The organism is Streptomyces lusitanus (assembly GCF_042647945.1).
GTDB classification, from domain to species: Bacteria; Actinomycetota; Actinomycetes; order Streptomycetales; family Streptomycetaceae; genus Streptomyces; species Streptomyces pseudogriseolus.
The window spans coordinates 23,018-41,318 of record NZ_JBHRWL010000009.1 but is presented as its reverse complement, the minus strand read 5'-3'; the positions used below and the strand labels follow the sequence as shown (position 1 = coordinate 41,318).

General features: G+C 75.1%; 19 protein-coding genes. 11 read left to right on the top strand and 8 right to left on the bottom strand.

Annotation, left to right across the window (positions count from 1 at the left end):
• Positions 1–17: 17 nt before the first annotated feature.
• Together ACFOSY_RS15805 and ACFOSY_RS15800 are read right to left on the bottom strand one after the other, a co-directional pair.
• The gene (locus ACFOSY_RS15805) at positions 18–545 is read right to left on the bottom strand and encodes a hypothetical protein (protein ID WP_394307449.1); all 528 of its coding nucleotides are present in this window, start codon (positions 543–545) and stop codon (positions 18–20) included.
• A 26-nt stretch (positions 546–571) separates the two neighbouring features.
• Entirely contained in the window at positions 572–1,096 is a 525-nt protein-coding gene (locus ACFOSY_RS15800) for a 2'-5' RNA ligase family protein (protein ID WP_394307448.1), read from the bottom strand.
• A gap of 117 nt (positions 1,097–1,213) precedes the next feature.
• On the opposite strand from ACFOSY_RS15800, the gene ACFOSY_RS15795 reads away from it, so the two are divergent.
• The 3 genes from ACFOSY_RS15795 to ACFOSY_RS15785 all read left to right on the top strand — a co-directional run bounded on the left by ACFOSY_RS15795 (position 1,214) and on the right by ACFOSY_RS15785 (position 4,045).
• Positions 1,214–1,741: a hypothetical protein gene (locus ACFOSY_RS15795; RefSeq protein ID WP_394307447.1), complete on the top strand. Its 528-nt coding sequence runs from the start codon at positions 1,214–1,216 to the stop codon at positions 1,739–1,741.
• A gap of 55 nt (positions 1,742–1,796) precedes the next feature.
• The gene (locus tag ACFOSY_RS15790; protein ID WP_394307446.1) at positions 1,797–2,366 is read left to right on the top strand and encodes a DinB family protein; all 570 of its coding nucleotides are present in this window, start codon (positions 1,797–1,799) and stop codon (positions 2,364–2,366) included.
• A gap of 236 nt (positions 2,367–2,602) precedes the next feature.
• Positions 2,603–4,045 carry a PP2C family protein-serine/threonine phosphatase gene (locus ACFOSY_RS15785; RefSeq protein WP_394307445.1) on the top strand — a complete coding sequence of 481 codons (1,443 nt, stop codon included), beginning with the start codon at positions 2,603–2,605 and terminating at the stop codon, positions 4,043–4,045.
• Between the two features lie 47 nt (positions 4,046–4,092).
• Here the strand turns inward: ACFOSY_RS15785 and ACFOSY_RS15780 are convergent, their stop codons facing one another.
• Together ACFOSY_RS15780 and ACFOSY_RS15775 are read right to left on the bottom strand one after the other, a co-directional pair.
• The gene (locus tag ACFOSY_RS15780) at positions 4,093–5,646 is read right to left on the bottom strand and encodes a carboxylesterase/lipase family protein (protein ID WP_394307444.1); all 1,554 of its coding nucleotides are present in this window, start codon (positions 5,644–5,646) and stop codon (positions 4,093–4,095) included.
• Positions 5,647–5,774: 128 nt separating this feature from the next.
• Entirely contained in the window at positions 5,775–6,422 is a 648-nt protein-coding gene (locus ACFOSY_RS15775; RefSeq protein ID WP_394307443.1) for a ThuA domain-containing protein, read from the bottom strand.
• Between the two features lie 158 nt (positions 6,423–6,580).
• Here ACFOSY_RS15775 and ACFOSY_RS15770 point away from each other — a divergent pair, with 158 nt between their 5' ends.
• A complete protein-coding gene (locus tag ACFOSY_RS15770; protein WP_394307442.1) occupies positions 6,581–6,985 on the top strand; it encodes a VOC family protein in 405 nt (134 codons plus the stop codon).
• A gap of 10 nt (positions 6,986–6,995) precedes the next feature.
• Here ACFOSY_RS15770 and ACFOSY_RS15765 read toward each other — a convergent pair whose 3' ends face one another.
• Complete coding sequence (locus ACFOSY_RS15765) at positions 6,996–7,604, bottom strand: TetR/AcrR family transcriptional regulator (protein WP_394307441.1); 609 nt, start codon at positions 7,602–7,604, stop codon at positions 6,996–6,998.
• 57 nt (positions 7,605–7,661) lie between these two features.
• Here ACFOSY_RS15765 and ACFOSY_RS15760 point away from each other — a divergent pair, with 57 nt between their 5' ends.
• Positions 7,662–8,642 carry an NADP-dependent oxidoreductase gene (locus ACFOSY_RS15760; RefSeq protein WP_394307440.1) on the top strand — a complete coding sequence of 327 codons (981 nt, stop codon included), beginning with the start codon at positions 7,662–7,664 and terminating at the stop codon, positions 8,640–8,642.
• Between the two features lie 43 nt (positions 8,643–8,685).
• Here the strand turns inward: ACFOSY_RS15760 and ACFOSY_RS15755 are convergent, their stop codons facing one another.
• Together ACFOSY_RS15755 and ACFOSY_RS15750 are read right to left on the bottom strand one after the other, a co-directional pair.
• Entirely contained in the window at positions 8,686–9,387 is a 702-nt protein-coding gene (locus ACFOSY_RS15755) for a helix-turn-helix domain-containing protein (RefSeq protein WP_394307439.1), read from the bottom strand.
• A gap of 9 nt (positions 9,388–9,396) precedes the next feature.
• The gene (locus tag ACFOSY_RS15750; RefSeq protein ID WP_394307438.1) at positions 9,397–10,335 is read right to left on the bottom strand and encodes an AraC family transcriptional regulator; all 939 of its coding nucleotides are present in this window, start codon (positions 10,333–10,335) and stop codon (positions 9,397–9,399) included.
• Positions 10,336–10,470: 135 nt separating this feature from the next.
• Between ACFOSY_RS15750 and ACFOSY_RS15745 the strand changes: the two genes are divergently transcribed.
• Positions 10,471–11,310 carry an NmrA family NAD(P)-binding protein gene (locus ACFOSY_RS15745; RefSeq protein WP_394307751.1) on the top strand — a complete coding sequence of 280 codons (840 nt, stop codon included), beginning with the start codon at positions 10,471–10,473 and terminating at the stop codon, positions 11,308–11,310.
• A 99-nt stretch (positions 11,311–11,409) separates the two neighbouring features.
• On the opposite strand, the gene ACFOSY_RS15740 is transcribed toward ACFOSY_RS15745, so the two are convergent.
• Positions 11,410–12,549, bottom strand: a complete 1,140-nt coding sequence (locus ACFOSY_RS15740) for a YihY/virulence factor BrkB family protein (protein WP_394307437.1) — start codon at positions 12,547–12,549, stop codon at positions 11,410–11,412.
• 90 nt (positions 12,550–12,639) lie between these two features.
• Between ACFOSY_RS15740 and ACFOSY_RS15735 the strand changes: the two genes are divergently transcribed.
• The 5 genes from ACFOSY_RS15735 to ACFOSY_RS15715 all read left to right on the top strand — a co-directional run bounded on the left by ACFOSY_RS15735 (position 12,640) and on the right by ACFOSY_RS15715 (position 18,287).
• The gene (locus ACFOSY_RS15735) at positions 12,640–14,271 is read left to right on the top strand and encodes an acyl-CoA dehydrogenase family protein (RefSeq protein ID WP_394307436.1); all 1,632 of its coding nucleotides are present in this window, start codon (positions 12,640–12,642) and stop codon (positions 14,269–14,271) included.
• A gap of 432 nt (positions 14,272–14,703) precedes the next feature.
• Positions 14,704–15,966 (top strand): GAF domain-containing protein, encoded by a 1,263-nt coding sequence (locus tag ACFOSY_RS15730; RefSeq protein ID WP_394307750.1) that lies wholly within the window; start codon positions 14,704–14,706, stop codon positions 15,964–15,966.
• A gap of 199 nt (positions 15,967–16,165) precedes the next feature.
• Entirely contained in the window at positions 16,166–17,440 is a 1,275-nt protein-coding gene (locus tag ACFOSY_RS15725) for a hypothetical protein (RefSeq protein WP_394307435.1), read from the top strand.
• A 63-nt stretch (positions 17,441–17,503) separates the two neighbouring features.
• A complete protein-coding gene (locus ACFOSY_RS15720) occupies positions 17,504–18,076 on the top strand; it encodes a GNAT family N-acetyltransferase (RefSeq protein ID WP_394307434.1) in 573 nt (190 codons plus the stop codon).
• A 127-nt stretch (positions 18,077–18,203) separates the two neighbouring features.
• A complete protein-coding gene (locus tag ACFOSY_RS15715) occupies positions 18,204–18,287 on the top strand; it encodes a putative leader peptide (protein ID WP_310887545.1) in 84 nt (27 codons plus the stop codon).
• The last annotated feature ends 14 nt before the right edge of the window (positions 18,288–18,301 follow it).

Genomic DNA, 18,301 nt, shown 5'->3' with positions numbered 1-18,301 from the left:
CGCCCTCCGACCGTGGCTCACAACTGGTCGCCCGGCGACGGAGTGTCCGGCGGGTGGGTTCCGCCGCCGTCCTTCATGTCCTCGTCGCAGGTACGCCCCTGGTAGGACTGGTCGTTGGGGATCACCAACACCTCGGCGGTCCGTTCGGGGTGCTCGACGCCGAGCCAGCCGTCGCCCGTGCGCTCGGCCTTCTGGCCGAACGCCTCGCTGGCATGGACCGTCTGACAGCCCAGCACCACGCGCTCCTCGTCGACCGCGCAGGCGTCCACCGCCGGTCCCTTCCACCCGTCGACGCCCTGGAAGCGGATGTCGAAGTGAACCTGGTCGCCGTCCGCGGGTACCTGCGGATGAGGCTCCCTGCGCCAGTCGAGCACCTCGGCGGTGACGCCCGACGGCCGGCCGTCCGTGTCCACGACCTCCACCCGGACGCCCGCCTCCCCGCGCTCGGCGGTCGTGTCGGTGCAGTTCCACACCAGGGAGCAGCCGGACAGGGTGAGCGTCGCCAGGACCGACGACGTGCCGGCGAGTATCCGTGCGAGGGTCACCAGGACAGCCTCCGTTGTCGATGTGATCAGGGGCGGGGGTGCAGGATCTCCAGCGTCCCGGTCTCCGTGTCGAAGCTTCTCAGGGTGGTCAGGCGGGCCGACAGCGGGGGCGGCGGCAGGATCTCGGGGATGCGGCGGCCCGCGAAGGCGCCGGGGCGGCGGGTGCGGCCGAGGGTGATGTGCGGGCTCCACGTGCCCGGCGCGTGGAAGGGGTTGAGGGTCTCGGGCCGGTTGTCCGAGGTCACCGCGTCCCACACCTTCCGGTGCAGGTCGGTCAGCGCCTCGTCGGGCACCAGTGACCAGGCCAGGACGGACGTGGGCCGCTCGAAGCGGATCAGGCCCGCGAAGCGGACCGGCAGCGGCAACGCGGCGGCCGCCTCGGCCAGTTCCCAGCGGATCGGAGCGGTCAGCTCCGGGCACGCGGCCAGGGTGAGGTGGGGACTGTTGGTCGGTGAACGGTGCCGCGCCTGACTCGGCAGTCCCGCGTCCGCGAGCCTCCGCCAGGCCTCCCTGACCGCGGCGTCCGCCGTCTCGTTCAACAGAAGTTCCACCGTGCGCACCCCGGCAGCCTACTGGTGTGCCCGTGCGCCCCTTCCGCTTCGAACAGCGCGTTGCGGATGGGTCAACGCACGTGACGTCGCGGCGCGTCCGCCCCTTCAATGGCAGGCATGGTGCGCACATCAACAACGTCCCTCGCCCTCGCCGCCGTTGTCGCGGTCGCTCTCTCCCTCACGTCGTGTTCCTCCGGCGACGGCAACGACGGCGGCGGCGGTAACGGTGGCGGTAACGGTGGCGGTAAGGACCGCTCGGCGGGCGGGGCCGGCGCCACGGTGTCCGCGTCCGCCTCCGCCACGCCGTCGCCCTCCCCCTCGCCCACCGGGCCCTGCGCCGACGGGTCCTGTGAGATCACCGTCGGCGTCGGGGACGTCGTCGAGGTTCCCGCGACGTACGGGCTCGGGCCGATCGAGGTCACGGCGGTCGGCGGGGACGAGGTCGAGATGGCCGCACCGCTCCACGGGTCGGGCTACAGCATCGCCGGCTGTTCCGGGGGCGGCGGCGTGACGTCGCAGGGCGGCGGGGGTGTCCGGATCCAGTGCGGTGTGGGGCCGGCGGCGACCCTGAACGACGCCATGCGCCTCACGGTCGTCGAGGTACGCGGCACGTCCGCCGTGCTCCGTATCGCGCCCGTCTCCTGAGCGGCGGGCGGGGCCGGCGAAAACCATTGGCGGGCCGCTGCCCCCACGGCCGAGCATGGGGCGTATGACCGACGCACCCGCGCGATGGACCCAGGCCACCGTCTACCCCGACATGTGGACCGACCCGGACGACGACCCCCGGAACAACGAGGGCCCCGGACCCGACGGTGAGCTGCCGACCCTCAAGGACGTCCTGCGGGACTACCGGCTGACGCTGCTCATGAAGTGCGAGGGCCTTACCCCGGAGCAGCTGGCGCGGCGGTCGGTGCCGCCGTCGACGATGTCGCTGCTCGGGCTGGTGCGGCACCTCGCCGAGGACGAGCGGGACTGGCGGAACTGGATCACCGACGGCGAGCCGCTGCCCAAGCTGTACGGGCGGCGGGACGCCGACTTCGACGAGGCGGTCGGCGAGCAGGCCGTGGTGGACGCCGCGTACGCGGACCTGAAGCGGGAGCAGGACGCCACCGACGCCGTCCTCGACGCGCATCCGGACCTCGGCGAGCGCCTCGGCCGGGAGAACGTCGCCGTCCGGGAGCTGCTGGTGCACCGGATCGAGGAGTACGCCCGCCACTGCGGCCACGCCGACCTGCTGCGCGAGTGCGTCGACGGCCGCGTGGGGCAGTGAGCGGGGCGTCGCCCCGGCCGCGCCCACGTCCGCGTCCGCGTCCGACCGTGCGTCGCGGCGGCAGGCCGATGGCGTAACACCAGGAGAAATGCCCGCTTCGCCCGTGTCATGCTGTGGTTTTGTTCGATCACGGGTGTGTCGGGAGGCCGGGTGTACCCCTCGCGTGGAGGGCTGGACGAGCGGACCAGCCGTGGCCGGCGCGCTGCTGCCGCCGGGGAGTCGCCGAGGTGGACGCGTTGAGCGAGCACGACGAGCGGGGCGAGCAGCACGAGCGGGGCCGGCAGCACGAGCGGCGCGAGCCGGAGCGGGCGGGGCCCGGTCCCGCCCCGGAGCCTCTCGAGGTCCCGGACCTCCGGTTCCACCTGGACGCCGAGCTGGAGCGGATCGGCACCCAGCTGCGCGCCCTGACCGACGCCAAGGACCGGCTGCAAGGGCTGCTCGACGCCGTCCTCGCCATCAGCGGCGAGCTGGACCTGTCCGCCGTGCTGCGGCGGATCGTCACCACCGCGATGGACCTGGTCGGCGCCCGCTACGGCGCTCTGGGCGTGCTCCACGAGTCCGGCGAGTACCTGAGGGAGTTCATCACCGCGGGCCTGAGCGAGCAGGAGCGCGCCGCGCTGTCCGGGGTGCCCTTCCCGCACGGCCGCGGGGTGCTGGGGCTGCTGATCCAGAATCCGGAGCCGCTGCGCGTCGAGGACATCCCCGGGCACCCCTCCTCCGCCGGGTTCCCTCCCGGCCATCCCCCGATGCGGACGCTCCTCGGCGTGGCCATCAGCGTCCGCGGTGAGATCTACGGCGATCTGTACCTCTCCGAGCGGTACGACGGCCGGCCGTTCGACCGGGAGGACGAGGACGTCGTCGTCGCCCTGGCCGGCGCGGCCGGCATCGCCATCGAGAACGCCCGCCTGTTCGGGCGGGTACGGGAGAGCGCCGAGCGTTTCCAGCGGCTGCTGCTGCCCTCCCTCCCCGACCTGAGCCCCTTCGAGGCGGCCACCGTGTACCGGCCGGCCACGCAGCCCAGCCGGCTCGGGGGCGACTGGTACGACGCGATGGTGCTGCCCGACGACACGGTCGGCGTGGCGATCGGGGATGTCGGGGGCCACGACCTGGACGCGGCCGCCGTCATGGCCCGTATCCACAGCATGCTGCGCGCCCTGCTCTACGACCGCCGGACCCCGCCCAGCGAGGTGCTCGTCCAGCTGGACCGCACGCTGCAGGCCACCGCGGACATCCCGGTCACCACCGTCTGCCTGGCCCGGATCGAGCCGCAGCAGACCGGCTGGGTGCTGCGCTGGAGCACCGCGGGTCACTTCCCTCCGCTGCTGATCACCCCGGACCTCAGGACGGAGTACCTGGAGGCCGAGCCGGGCGTGCCGCTCGCGGTGAGCACGGGCATCGAGCGGCCCGACCACACGCACGAGCTGCCCGCCGGCTCGATCCTGCTCTTCTTCACCGACGGGCTGGTCGAGCACCACGCGCGCTCCGTCGACGAGGGCCTGACCGCCCTCGCCGGCCTCGCCGCCACCCACGCCGAACGGCCGCTGAAGGAGTTCGTGCGGGTGCTTGCGGACCATCACCCGAGCGACGGGCAGGACGACATGGCGCTGCTCGCGCTGCGCATCCCGGCCAGTACGCGCAGCCCGGAGCCGGGGCCGCCGGCCGGGGACCCGGCCGCCTGAGTGGCGCGCCCCGGGGCCTCAGGCGCGGCGCAGCGCCCCCGGAGGTCTCAGGTACGGCGCAGCGCCCCGCTGCGGCGGAGCCGGCGGACGACCGCACGGAGTTCCGGCGACTGCCGGGTGCGCGGGGCCCGCTCGCCGTCGGGGGCGGCGGTCCACAGGGCCAGTTCGCGGTCGCGGAGGCCGTGCACGACGTGCGGGGCGCCGTCGCCGTACACCTGGACCGGGTGGTGCGGACCCCACGGCTCCCAGCCGGGGTCGCCGTCGGTGACGAACCGTACCCACGCCCCGTGCATGGCGTCCGCCAGTTCCCGCGGGGCGCCCTCGCCGGCGAGCTTGCGGGCGTCGGGGCTGTCACCGCTGTCGAAGACGAAGCCCAGCTCCAGGGCGTGACAGGCGCCCATGCCGGGTCGCTCCGAGGGCCAGGCGAACTCGTAGACGTACGAGGGTTCCGCGCGGCCGTCGGACAGCCGGTGCAGGGGGTTGCGCAGCAGGTGGTCGGTGACCATCTGGCCGACGGTCTCGGCGGTGCCGGCGCCGGGGTGCAGGGCGCGGTAGCCGCGCGGGACCTCGCTGCCGCAGCGGCAGCGGGCCATGGCCCCGGCCAGGGCGACCGCGCCGAGCCGGTCGACGCGTTCCGTCAGGCCGCCGGGGACCAGCCAGAGCCGGTACTCGTCGCGGGTCCAGCCGGTCATCAGGGTGACGCCGGGGGCCGCGCCGTCGGTGAGGGCGTCCAGGGGGTCGCGCGGGACCAGGTCCCCGTCGACGACGATGCCGAAGGCCGGACCGCCGAGCACCGGGCTGCTCAGCCGCCCGACGTCCGCCTGGGCGCGCAGCAGCTGCTCGCGGTCGACGGCGGCGAAGGCCTCGGCGGTGGCGGGCACCTTGAGGCGGGCGGCCATCCGGCGGACCACGCGCCGCACCTTGTCCCGCTCCGTGGTCTCGGGCGGTCCGCTCTGCAGGACGGCCTGCCGTATCAGCCCCTGCGACTGGGGGGCGGCGACGAGCGCGCCCGCGCTGATGGCTCCGGCGGACTGGCCGGCCAGGGTCACCCGGCCGGGGTCGCCGCCGAACGCGGCTATGGACGCGTGCACCCATGCGAGCGCGGCGAGCTGGTCGCGCAAGCCGGGGTTGGCGGGGGCGTCCGGGAAGAGGCCGTACCCCTCGACGCCGAGGCGGTAGTTGAGGGAGACGAAGACGACGCCGTCGCGGGCGAAGGTGCTGCCGTCGTACACCGGGACGGCGGAGGAGCCTCTGGTCAGCGCGCCGCCGTGCAGCCACACCAGGACCGGCAGCCGGGCGCCCGGTGCCGGGTCGGGGGTCCAGACGTTCAGGTTGAGACAGTCGTCGCCCTCGATGTCGGGGTCGGAGAGGTACTCGGCGAAGGCCGGGGAGTACGGCGGTTTCGGCGCGGTGGGCCCGAACGCGCCGGCGTCGCGCACACCGTCCCAGGGCTCCGGCGGGACGGGCGGCCGGAAGCGGCGCGGTCCGAACGGGGGCGCCGCGTAGGGGATGCCCCGGAACACGGCGACACCCTTCTCCCACCGCCCGCGCACGGCACCGTACGCCGTCGAGGCCACCGGGTACTCCCGCTCCTCCGCCATGAGCCCACCACCCTTCGGACCGAACCCGCCGGTAACAACAAGAGCGCCCTGCCGTTCACGGGTATTCCTGCCCGTCCGGCGTGCTGCTCGATCCGCCGGAGCCCCGCGGGGCTCCGGCGGAGGGGGGCTCAGCGGGCCGCGGCCCAGCTGATCCCGCCGCGCAGATGGTCGAGGAAGAGCGGGTCGGCGTAGGCCTCGGCGGGGTGGCCGAGGGCGGTGTAGAAGACGCGGCCCGCGCCCTGGGTGCGGCACCAGGCCAGCGGGTGGTCGTCGCCCATGGCGCCGCCGGCGTACGACGACTCGTCGGCGGAGAGCAGGACGTGCGCGGACGGACGCGGGCTGGCGTGGAAGTCGTACCACTCGTCGGTCACCTCCCAGACGGGAGGCAGGTGCCGGGTCGCCGGGTGGTCGCGGTCCTCGACGAGGGCGCGGCCGGGCTGGACCGGGGGGTGGCCGGCGAAGCGGGCGGCGAGGAGTTCGCCGTAGTAGGGCCAGTCGTCCTCGGTGCAGGTCGCCGCGTGCACGCCCGCGAACCCGCCGCCGCCCTCGACGTACGCCGCGAGCCGCTCACGGCCGGCCGGGGTGAGCACCTCGCCGCTGGTGGAGAGGAACACGACCGCCGCGTACTTCTCGAGCGGCTCCTCGAGCGCGGCCGGGTCCTCGTGGGCGTGGACCTCGAAGCCGCCGAGGCCGCGCAGGGCGGCGACGCCGGCGGGGATGGAGTCGTGCCGGTAGCCGGTGGTGCGGGTGTAGACGAGGAGCGCGGGATCGGCCATGCGCCGGAGCCTACGCGCGCGTGCGCGACCCGTGGGCCGCCGGGCCCCGCGCCTGCGGTGACGGCCGGCCGGGGGGCGCCCGCCCATGACATCTGGGGCGCGCCCGGTGTCCGATTCGTTCAAGACGTCCGGCCGGCGCCCGCCCTACCGTCGGCCGCATGAGCACACGATTCGATGCCATCGGAATGGTCGTCTCGGACATGGCCGCCTCCGTCGCCTTCTACCGGCGGCTCGGGCTGGTGTTCCCGGAAGGGGCCGAGGCGGAGGGACATGTGGAGGCGGAACTGCCGGGCGGGATGCGGCTGTTGCTGGACACCGAGGAGGTCGTCCGGTCGTTCCACGCCCAGTGGCGGCCGCCGGCGGGCGGGGGCCGCACCTCGCTGGCCGTGCGGTGCGAGGGACCCGCGGAGGTCGACGCGCTGTTCGCGGAGCTGGTGGAGGCCGGCGTCCGCGCCGAGCTGAAGCCGTGGGACGCGGTGTGGGGGCAGCGGTACGCGGTCGTGCTCGACCCGGACGGCAACGGGGTCGACCTGTTCGCACCGCTCCCCGCGGGCGGCCGGTGACACCGTCCGCTCAGCGCGGGGGCCGCAGGCCGTCCATCAGCAGGTCCAGCAGGCGGGCGGCCCTGGCCTCGCTCGCGGGCCGGGGGGCCACGGTGAACACGCCGATGAGCGCGGCGGCGACGTCCTCCGCGGTGACGTCGGCGCGGAGGTCGCCCGCCGCGCGGCCGGCGTCGAGGAGGGCGGTGAGGGCGGTCAGCAGCTCGGTCCGGGTCCGGGCGTGGGCGATCTCGCCGGCGTCGATCATCGCGAGCAGCGTGTCGAGCATGCCGTTCTTGGTGGCGATCCAGTCGCCGAAGAGGTCCATCCAGCGCCGCGTCGCCGTGGCCGGGGGCAGCTCGGCGAGCAGGTCGCGGGCGCCGGCCGTCAGCCGTTCGACCTGGTCCTGGTAGACGGCGTCGACCAGGGACTCGCGGGTCGGGAAGTGCCGGTAGAGCGTGGCGATGCCGACCCCGGCCTCCTGGGCGATCGCGCGCATCGAGGGTTCCTTGCCGGTCGCCATGAAGACACGGGTCGCCACGGCGAGCAGCTGCTCACGGTTGCGCGCGGCGTCCGCCCGCGGCGGGCGGGCCTCCGCGCGGCCGGAAACGGAGCGCGCTCCGTTTATGTTATGGTCGCTCATGTAAACGGAGCGTACTCCGTTTCCATGACGTCCACTCGGCCCAAGGAGACAGGGCACATGCAGACACAGAGCGAGCAGCCGCCCGTGGGCGGCGACGGGACGGCCGGCCGCGGCGCGGTGCGGGCGGTCCAGCTGGACGCGTTCGGCGGGCCCGAGCTGCTGGAGGTGCGCGGGGTCCCCGAGCCGCAGGCCGGTCCCGGGCAGGTCCGGGTGCGGGTCACGGCGGCCGGGCTGAACCCGATGGACTGGATCATCACCGCCGACGCGGACACCGCCGCCCGGTTCGGCCTGACCCTGCCGGCCGGGTTCGGCACCGACTACGCGGGCGTGGTCGACCAGGTCGGTGACGGGGTGACCGGCTTCGCCCCCGGCGACCGGGTGTTCGGCGGCGCCCTGTCCCGCGCGGTCGCCGACGCCGTGGTGGTCGACGCGACCGGGAAGACCGCGGCGGACGAGGTCCACCACACGCCCGACGGCGTCGACGACCGCACCGCCGCCACCCTCACGATCGCGGGCCGCACGGCGTCCGCCGCGCTCGCGGCGGTCGCACCCGGCCCGGACGACACCGTGCTGATCGGCGGCGCCGGGGGCGGGGTCGGCGTGTTCGCCGTCCAGCTGGCGCGGATCGCGGGAGCGCGGGTCATCGGCACGGGCTCGGCGGAGTCGGCCGGCCATCTGCGCGGCCTCGGGGCCGAACCGGTCGTCTACGGGGAGGGCCTGGCCGACCGGGTACGGGCGCTCGCACCCGGCGGCATCACCGCCGCCGTCGACCTGTACGGGACGGAGACGGTGCACGTCGCCCGGGAGCTCGGCGTCCCGGACAGCCGTATCTGCACCATCGCCGCGCAGGTCGACGGCGTGACGGCGGCCAACGGCGCGTCCTCCCCTCCCGGCGCCCTGGAGGAGATCGCGGGCCTGGTCGCGGCCGGCCGGCTGCGGGTGCCGCTCGCGGCGACGTTCCCGGTCGAGGAGGTCCGCCGCGCGGCCGCGCTCCAGGCGGACCGCCATGTGCGGGGCAAGATCGTCATCACCCTCTGACGACCTCCGTCGGCAGCGGGAAGCAGGAGCCAGGACGCCGTGTTCAGGGACCCGCGTCGGGCGGCACCAGCTCCCGCAGCGCCAGCCCCGTCAAGCTCCGTACCTCACGCGACAGATGGGGCTGGTCCGCGTAACCGGCGCGGGCCGCGGTCTCGGCGAAGGGGACGCCCGCGCGGGCCAGGGCCAGGGCGCGGCGCATGCGCAGGACGCGGGCCAGGGTCTTGGGGCCGTAGCCGAAGGCGGTGAGCGAGCGGCGGTGCAACTGGCGGGCGCCGAGGCCGAGTTCGTCGGCGGTCGCGGCGACCGGGCGGCCCGCGTCGAGCGCCGCGACCAGGCGGGCGAGCAGCGGGTCGGGCGGGGCGGCCGACGCGGCCAGGGCGAGGGCGACGTCCTCCAGGCCGCGCGCCGGGTGGTCCGCCGCGTGCACGCGGGCGGTCGCGCGCCGTACGTCCGCCGCCGGCCACAGGTCGGCCAGGTCCACGCGGCGGTCGCGCAGTTCGTGGGCCGGCACGCCCAGCAGCGCGGGTGCGGTGCCGGGGTGGAAGCGGACGCCGGCCCAGAGGCTCGCGGCGCCGGCGGTGTGCGCGCGGGTGTCGGGGCCCGCGACCAGCAGGCGGCCGCCGTGCCACAGCAGGTCCATGCACCCGTCGGGCAGCACCCGGCCCGGCCCCTCGTCGCCGGAGACGGAGGGGGTGCTGGTCCACACGGCCGCGCCCGGCAGCCGTGACGCGCGCTCCCTGTACACGGCTCCAGGCTACGCGGCGGCCCTGGTCCGCCACTCCTGCGGACTGACGTCGAAGGCCCGCTTGAAGGCCGTGGAGAGGGCGAAGGCGCTGCCGTAGCCGACCTGACGGGCGATGGCGGCGAGGGTGTCGTCGGTGTCGCGCAGCCGGTCGGCGGCGAGGGCGAGACGCCAGCCGGTGAGGTAGGACATCGGGGGTTCGCCGACGAGCCGGGTGAAGCGGCGGGCCAGCGCGGCCCGGGAGACGCCGGCCTTCTCCGCGAGCCCGGCGACGGTCCACGGGCGGGCCGGGTCGTCCTGGATGAGACGCAGCACCGGCCCCACGACCGGGTCGGACAGGGCCTCGTACCAGGCGGGCGGCTCCGCCTCGGGGCGCGCGAACCAGGCCCGCAGAGCGGCGATGACGAGGAGGTCGAGCAGCCGGTCCAGGACGACCTCCTGGCCGGGTGCGTCCCGCGCGACCTCCTGCATCAACAGCGGGGTGAGCGGGCACTCCCACACGTCGGCGCCGAGGGAGAGCAGCGGCGGCAGCGCGTCCAGCAGCCGGCCGCCGATCTCGCCGCGCATCTGGTAGGTGCCGATGAGCAGCACGGTCCCGCTGTCGGGGCGGTCGCCCCAGGCGCGGACGCCGAGGTCCATCGAACCGTTGAGGGGCCGCCCGTCGGGGTAGTGGCACTGTCCGCCGGGCAGGATCAGCGCCTGCGGCGCGGTGCCGGCGGCGTCGGCGCAGGTGTACGGGTCGGGGCCGCGCGCGACGGCGAGGTCGCCGGCGCGCAGCCGGACCGGTTCGCCCCGGTCGGGCAGCAGCCAGGCGTCGCCGCGTACGAGGAGCATCACCGTCAGCGGGGCGCGGTCCTCCACCCGCACCGCCCACGGCGGGTCGAAGCACGCCCGGATCATGAACGCGCCCCGGGCTCGGGGCCCCTCCAGCAGACCGGTGAGTGCGTCCATGGGGTCAGCGTAGACGCGGGCGTATGCGAGCGCGCCGCTCGACGATGGTTCCGCGCGCGGCACGGCGGTTGACTCGGAGACATGGTCAAGGACTTGGGCACGGACGGGGACACGGACATGGTCAGGGACACGGACATGGGCGAGAAGACGCGTGCGAAGGACATGACGCTGGTGGTCACCGGGGCCTCGGGGCGTACCGGGAGCCGGGTGGCGCGGGCCGCGGCGGCGGCCGGGATGACGGTGCGGGCGGCGTCACGGGCGACCGGCTTCGACTGGGCGGACCGTACGACGTGGGAGGGCGCGCTGCGCGGGGCCGACGCGGCGTATCTGGTGCACCCGGCCGACGTGGGCGCGCCCGGGACGGCGGAGGCGGTGGCCGGGCTGGCGGAAACGGCCCTCGGCGTGGGGATGCGGCGGCTGGTGCTGTTGTCGGCGCGGGGCGAGGACCAGGCGCTGCCCACGGAGGAGGCGCTGCGGGCGTCCGGCGCGGACTGGACGGTGGTGCGGTCGGCGTGGTTCGCGCAGAACTTCAGCGAGGGGCCGCTGGCGGAGGGGGTGCGGGGCGGGGAGCTGGTGTTCCCGGCGGGTGAGGTGGCGGAGCCGTTCGTGGACGTGCGGGACGTCGCGGAGGTGGTGGTGGCCGCGGTGGCGGGTGGGGAGCGGTATGCCGGGCGGACGGTGTCCGTGACGGGGCCGCGGTTGTTGACGTGGGGGGAGGCGGTGGGGGAGATCGCGGGGGCGGTGGGGCGGCCGTTGGTGTATCGGGCGGTGCCCGTGGACGCCTACCGTCAGGCGCTGGCCGGGTTCGGGGTGCCGGACGGGGAGGCCGGGTTCCTCGTCGAGCTGTTCGCGACCCTGCTGGATGGGCGCAATGCGCGGGTGGAGGACGGGGTTCGGCGGGTGTTGGGGCGGGAGGCGCGGGATTTCGGCGCGTTCGTGGCGGAGGGGGTGGGGGCCGGGGTGTGGGGGGCGTGAGCCGGGGGTTTTTCGCCCCCGCCGCCCCTTCCCGTCCCGTCCCCGGGGCTCCGCCCCGGACCCCGCTCCTCAAACACCGGAGGGACTGAGAGGGGCGGGTCATTTGTCCTCGTGGTCCGGGCCCTCCCCGTTTCTCTGGTGCGTGGACTTCACGTGGGTGCGGAGGCGGCCCGTGACGTCCTCGGGGGGCAGGAAGCGGGACCAGCGTTCGGGGAACTCGGAGGGCATGTCGGGGTCCGCGTCCCCGGACGCGGTGGTGCGGGCGACGTACTCGGCGACCTGCGCCTGCCGCTGCCGCTCGTTGGCCTCGCGGGCCGCGGCGGTGGCGGCGGCCGGCCACACCCGGTCGATGGCCGCGTTGACGGCCGCCCCGACGAGCACGGCGAACGCGGACACGCCGATCCACAGCAGCACGGCCACGGGCGCGGCGAGGGAGCCGTAGATGGTGGGGCCCTCGACGGTGCTGGTGAGGTAGATGCGCAGCAGGAAGCTGCCGAGCACCCACATGGCGAGGGCGACCAGCGCGCCCGGCACGTCCTCGATCCAGGGAGACCGTACGGGCACGGACACGTGGTAGAGCGTGGTCAGGAAGGCCACGGAGAGCAGGATGACGACCGGCCAGTAGAGGATCTGCACGACGGTCGTCGACCACGGCACGACGTCCACCACCGCGTCCGGTCCCGCGACCATCAGCGGCAGCGCGACCGAGCCGATCAGCAGGGCCACGATGAACAGCAGGAAGGCGAGCAGCCGGGTCTTGACGATGCCCCGGACGCCGTCGAGGCCGTACATGACGGTGATGGTCTCGATGAACACGTTCACCGCGCGGGAGCCCGACCAGACGGCGATCAGGAAGCCCAGGGAGATCACGTCGGGCCGGCCGCCCTTGGTGACGTCCCGCAGGATCGGCTCCGCGACCTCCCGCACCCCCCGGTCGGACAGGACCGTGCGGGAGGCGTCCAGCAGGTTGCGCTGCACGCTCTGGATGGTGTCCGCGCCGGTCCAGGCGTCGACGTAACCGAGCAGGCCGATCAGGCTGAGCAGCAGCGGGGGCACCGACAGCAGCGTGAAGAACGCCGCCTCGGCCGCCAGGCCCAGGATGCGGTACTCCATGCACGAGTTGACGGTGTCCTTGAGCAGCAGCCAGGCGGTCCTGCGTTTGGAGACGTTCCGGTACAGGGCGCGGGCCCTGTGGAGGCGACCGGAGGGCGCGTCGGGGGATTCACTTGCTGGCTGCACGAACCAAAGGTATCCGCCATGCCCGGCCCCACTCACCCACAGGCCCGGTCCTCGCGTGAGGCGGGGCGGGGTGCGGGGTAGGTTCGCCCCATGGCAGGCAGCACGCACACCGTGACCAACCAGGTTCCGCCGCTCGTGCAGTACGACGTGTTCGGCTCGGACCGGGCCCTGCTGGAGGCGGTCGAGCGGCACCTGTCGCCCGAGGCCCGGAAGGACGGGCTGGCGGAGCTGTCGGCCCTCGGGCGCACGTGCGGGTCCGCTCAGGTGCGGGAGTGGGGGGTGCAGGCCGACGAGAACCCGCCCCGGCTGCGCACCCACGACCGGTACGGCCACCGGATCGACGAGGTCGACTTCCACCCCGCCTGGCACCGGCTGCTCGGCAAGGGCGTCTCGGCGGGGCTGACGGCGGCCTGGGGCCGGCCCGGCGGGCATGTGCGGCGGGCGGCGGCCTTCCTGATGTGGACGCAGGTGGACGCGGGCACCTGCTGCCCGCTGTCGATGACGCACGCGGCGGTGCCCGCGCTGCGCGCCGACCCGGAGCTGGCCGCCGAGTGGGAGCCCCGGCTGACGTCCGTGATCTACGACCGCGCCCTGCGGCCGGCCGGGCAGAAGCCCGGCGCGCTGTTCGGGATGGGGATGACCGAGAAGCAGGGCGGCAGCGACGTCCGGGCCAACACGACGGCCGCGCGGCCGCTCGCCGAGGACGGGACGTACGCGCTGACCGGGCACAAGTGGTTCTGCTCGGCGCCGATGTCGGACGCCTTCCTGGTGCTGGCGCAGGCGCCCGGCGGGCTGACCTGCTTCCTGGTGCCGCGGGTGCTGGAGGACGGCAGCCGCAACGTGTTCGCCCTTCAGCGGCTCAAGGACAAGCTGGGCAACCGCTCCAACGCCTCCGCCGAGGTCGAGTTCGACGGGACGTGGGCGCGCCGGGTCGGCGAGGAGGGGCGCGGAGTGCGCACCATCATCGGGATGGTGGCGGCCACGCGGCTCGACTGCGTGCTGGGCTCGGCGGGGCTGATGCGGCAGGCCGTGGCGCAGGCGGTGCACCACTGCGCGCACCGGGAGGCGTTCGGCGGGAAGCTGCTCGACAAGCCGCTCATGCGCAACGTGCTGGCCGATCTTGCGCTGGAGTCGGAGGCGGCGACCACGCTGGCCATGCGGCTGGCGGCGGCGTACGACGACGACGGCGAGCAGGAGCGGGCGCTGCTGCGGATCGCGGTGCCGGCCGCGAAGTACTGGGTGACCAAGCGGTGCGCGCCGGTCGCGGTGGAGGCGGCGGAGTGCCTCGGCGGCAACGGCTACGTCGAGGAGTCGGGGATGCCCCGGCTGGTGCGGGAGTCGCCGCTGAACTCCATCTGGGAGGGCGCGGGCAACGTGCAGGCGCTCGACGTGCTGCGGGCGCTGCGCGACCCGGCGACGCTGGACGCGTATCTCCGTGAGGTCGGCCGGGCGCGCGGGGCGGACCACCGGCTGGACGCGGCGATCAAGGGCCTGCTGACGGAGCTGGCGGACCTGGAGGGCGTCGAGGGCCGGGCACGGCGGCTGACGGAGCGGCTCGCGCTGGTGCTCCAGGGGTCGCTGCTGGTGCGGTACGCGCCGCCGGAGGTGGCGGACGCGTTCTGCGCGGGCCGCCTGGCCGGCGACGCGGGCACCGCGTTCGGCACCCTGCCCCACACCCTGGACCTGACATCGATCACGAACCGCGCCCACCCAACCCCGTGACCCAAGCCGCCTGAAGGGGCGCGGGGAACTGCGCGACCAGCCACCCCCAAGGGGCGCGAGGAACTGCGCGACCAGCCACCCCCAAGGGGCGCGAGGAACTGCGCGACCAGCCACCACCACCCGGCACCCGCCGACGCACGTCAACCCACCCCCGCGCCACGCGCACCCCACCCCGTACCCCCCGTGGCATGCCACGGGGGTGGTGCTGCGCCGACACGGCACCACCCCCGCCGCCACGGGCTCCCGAAGAGCCGTGCACGCCGCTCGGGACGGCGTCGCTCAAGTTTCAAACAGTGACGTCTTCCGTCACCAGAGTTGCAAGGGGTTGCAACTTGCTGTTTCCGTGTCGGTACTGAGCGTCCGCGCCCCGGGCAGACGGCAGTATGGGTTCCGACAGGTTTTCTTCCGGGAGGTCCGGTGGCGCTCTCGCCGATGGACGTGTCGCATCTGGCCGCCGTCGACACCGTGCGCGCGGCGCGGGTGCTCGACGAGGTCCGTAACGCCGCGCTGTCGGGGCGGCCCGCGCCCGTCCCTCCCCGCCCGGTGATCGGGCAGTCCTGGGAGCGGGTGCTGCGCAGCGGCGTGGACCCGGACCACGGCTCGCGCAGCGGGCTGCTCTCGATGGACGAGGTGCGGCGGCGCCGGGAGGCCTCGCCGCTGCGGCACGTGCTGCCGGTGCTGCGCGAGGGGCTGTTGTCGGTCGCGGACGTCGCCCGCCACATCATGGTGGTGGCCGACGACGAGGGCCGGGTGCTGTGGCGGGAGGGCAGCGCGCCGGTGCTGCGCAAGGCGGACGGGCTGGGTTTCGAGATCGGCGCGGACTGGCGTGAGGACGTCGTCGGCACCAACGGGGTGGGCACGCCCGCGGTGACGGGACGGCCCGTGCAGGTCTTCGCCTCCGAGCACTTCGTACGGTCGCACGCCACCTGGACCTGTTCCGGCGCGCCCATCACCGACCCGCGGGACGGGCGGCTGATCGGCGTGGTCGACGTGAGCGGGCCGCTGGAGAGCATGCATCCCGCGACGCTGGCGTGGGTGGACTCGGTGGCGAAGCTGGCGGAGGCGCGGCTGCGGGAGATGCACGTGCGGTCGCTGGAGCGGCTGCGCGCGGTGGCCGCGCCGGTGCTGTCGCGGACCGAGGGGCGGGCGCTGGTGGTGGACCGGCACGGCTGGACGGCGGCGGTGACGGGGATGCCGTACGTGGAGCGGCTGGCGCTGCCCAAGTCGGTGTCCGCGGGCCAGCGGTGGCTGCCGGCGCTGGGGCGGTGCTCGCTCGAACCGCTCGCCGGGGGCTGGCTGGTGCGGGCGGCGGACGAGCCGTCGGCGCGGCCGGCCGCGCGGATCGTGCTCGATCTGGGCGGGCCGCGCCGCCGGTCGGTGCGGGTGTCCGACGGGGCCGGTTCGTGGACGCGTGAACTGAGTCCGCGGCACGCCGAGTTGCTGTATCTGCTGGCGGTGCACCGGGCGGGCCGCAGCGCCGCCGACCTGGCCCGCGACGTGTTCGGCGACCCGGCCCGCACGGTGACGGTCCGCGCGGAGATGTCCCGCGTACGGCGCTATCTGGGGGCGCTGCTGGAGCACCGCCCGTACCGCTTCACGGAGTCCGCCGAGGTGGAGGTGGTGCTGCCGGACAACCCGGGGGACCTCTTCCCGCGTACGGCGCCGGCCCCGGGTCTGGTGCACGGCTCGCACTGAGGATCTGGCCGGAAACCGCCCCGCCGGCGGGGTACATCTGTACGTGGGTACGTGCCCGTGGGCGGTCCGCGCGGGAAATCGCGGGGTCTTCGTCCCGTCCGGCCGTTCGCTGTCGTAGCATCCGGGGACGGGCCGTCCCTTCTGCTCCACGGTCAACCCGCGGATCACCGGACGCAGTTGGCTCGCTCGGGAGGACGTCATGAAGCATCGCGGCCGACACCGCCGGCGCCGCAGAGGCAGAGCGCTGCGCGCCACCCTGGCCGGTACCGCCCTGGCGCTCACCGCGACCGCCACCATGATCAGCACCTCGCAGGCCACCGACGCCGACGACCCCGGCGCGCTGAAGCCGCTCACCGCGGCCGCCGACACCGCGCCCCTCCGACTGACCGAACACGCCGTCCCCGGCGCCGAACTGAACCGGCTGACCGCGTCGATGGGCCCCGCCGTGGGCGTGGGCGCCGTGCTCGCCGACCCGGACGGAACGCTTCAGGACGCCGGCGCCTGCACGGAGGACGACCGGCGGGCGCTGCCCGTCGAGCCGGCCGTGACCGCCGCGTACTGCTGGCCCGAGCGGGACACCGAGGGCTGGCGGGCCGGCGCGGTCACCACCTCCGGGGACGCCGACGAGGACGGCCGCTGGGGTGCGCACCGGGTCGTCCTGTCCGGCTGGACCCGCGCCACCGGCACGCCCGCCGAGCAGGGGCTCGCGCGGATCGCCTTCGTGGCCGCCGACGACGGCCGCGCGCCGCGCTACACCTGGGCGCTGCTCGCCGTGCCGGTGGACGGCGGGCGGGACCTGCGCGGGCTGGGCTCCGACGTGTCCGGCATGGTCTGGTACCAGGACAAGCTGCTCGTCACCGCCGGCCGGGGCGAGGGCGAGGCGCTGTACGTGTACGACCTGGACCGGGTGCAGCGGGCCACGGTGGACGCCGTGACCGTGGGGCGGGTGCCCGGCGGCTGGTCGGCGGCCGGCGCCCGGTACGTGCTCCCGGCGGTGGCCTCCTACGGGACGGCGGGCGCGGGCGCGCCGCGGCCCGGCGGGCTCGCCCTGGACCGGGGCACCGCGCCGGACAGTCTGGTGGTGCACGAGGAGACGGCCCCGGACGAGGAGGGCCCGACCCGGCTGTGGCGGTATGCGTTCGGCCCGCGCCCGGACCGGGGCGCGCTGCTGCGGCCGGAGCCGGTCGCGGCGTACGAGACGGAGCTGACGCGGGTGCGCGGGGTGCTGGCGCACGGGTCCGACTGGTACGTGAGCCGCGCCGCGGGGGCGGCGGAGGAGCGCGGCACGCTGTGGCGGCAGGACACCGAGGGCGCGGACCCGGTGCGCTGCGGGGCGGACGAGACGTACCGCTGCTGGAGCGGGCCGGCGACGTCCCTGTCGTACTGGCAGGTGACCGGGGACGTGTGGTCGCAGTCGGGGCGGATGCTGTTCGCGCTGCCGCTGGCGGCGGTCGACGAGGCGCTGGAGCGGTAGGGGCTGTCCGTTCTCCGGGCAGGCGTTCGACACGGGTGCGGGCCGGATGGTTGTCTTTCGGACATGACGACCCTCTCCGTGACCACCTGGTCCCTGGAGCAGACCGCGCCCACCGATCTCCGTCCGGCCGCCGTGCCCGAGGGGGACGTGCGGGTGGTCCGCTCCGAGGTGCCCTCCCCCGAGTTCAGCCGGTTCCTGTACGCGTCGGTGGGGGGCGACATCCGCTGGACCGACCGGCTGGGCTGGTCGTACGCGCGGTGGCAGGAGCATCTGGAGCGGCCGGGCGTGGAGACGTGGGTCGCCTACGACCGGGGCACGCCGGCCGGGTACGTGGAGCTGGAGGCGCAGGGCGAGGGGGTCGTGGAGATCCTCTACTTCGGGCTGCTGCCCGCCTTCCGCGGCCGGCGTCTGGGCGGTCACCTGCTGTCGTACGGGGCGGCGCGCGCCTGGGACCTGGCGGACCGCCGGCCGGGGGTGAAGCCGACCGCGCGGGTGTGGCTGCACACGTGCAGCAAGGACGGCGAGCACGCCCTGGACAACTATCTGCGGCGGGGTTTCCGGCTGTTCGACACCACGGTGGAGGACGAGCCGGACGTGGCCACGCCGGGCCCGTGGCCGGGGGCGTACTCCGCCTGAGCGGCTCCGGCAAGACCGCTCGCGCCGCGTGTGACCAAGGACACCCTTGTCTCGCCTGACGGGACAGGGGCGTCCACATGACGGACGACGGTGGACTGCCTCCGGATGGCCGTGCCAGGCTTCCGTCATGCCTGGAACTGGAATCGCCTTGGTGAGTCGGCGGCACGTCGACCTCGGCCGCATGTCCAGCGCCATCTGTCCGGCGCGCTGAGAGCACCCAGCAGC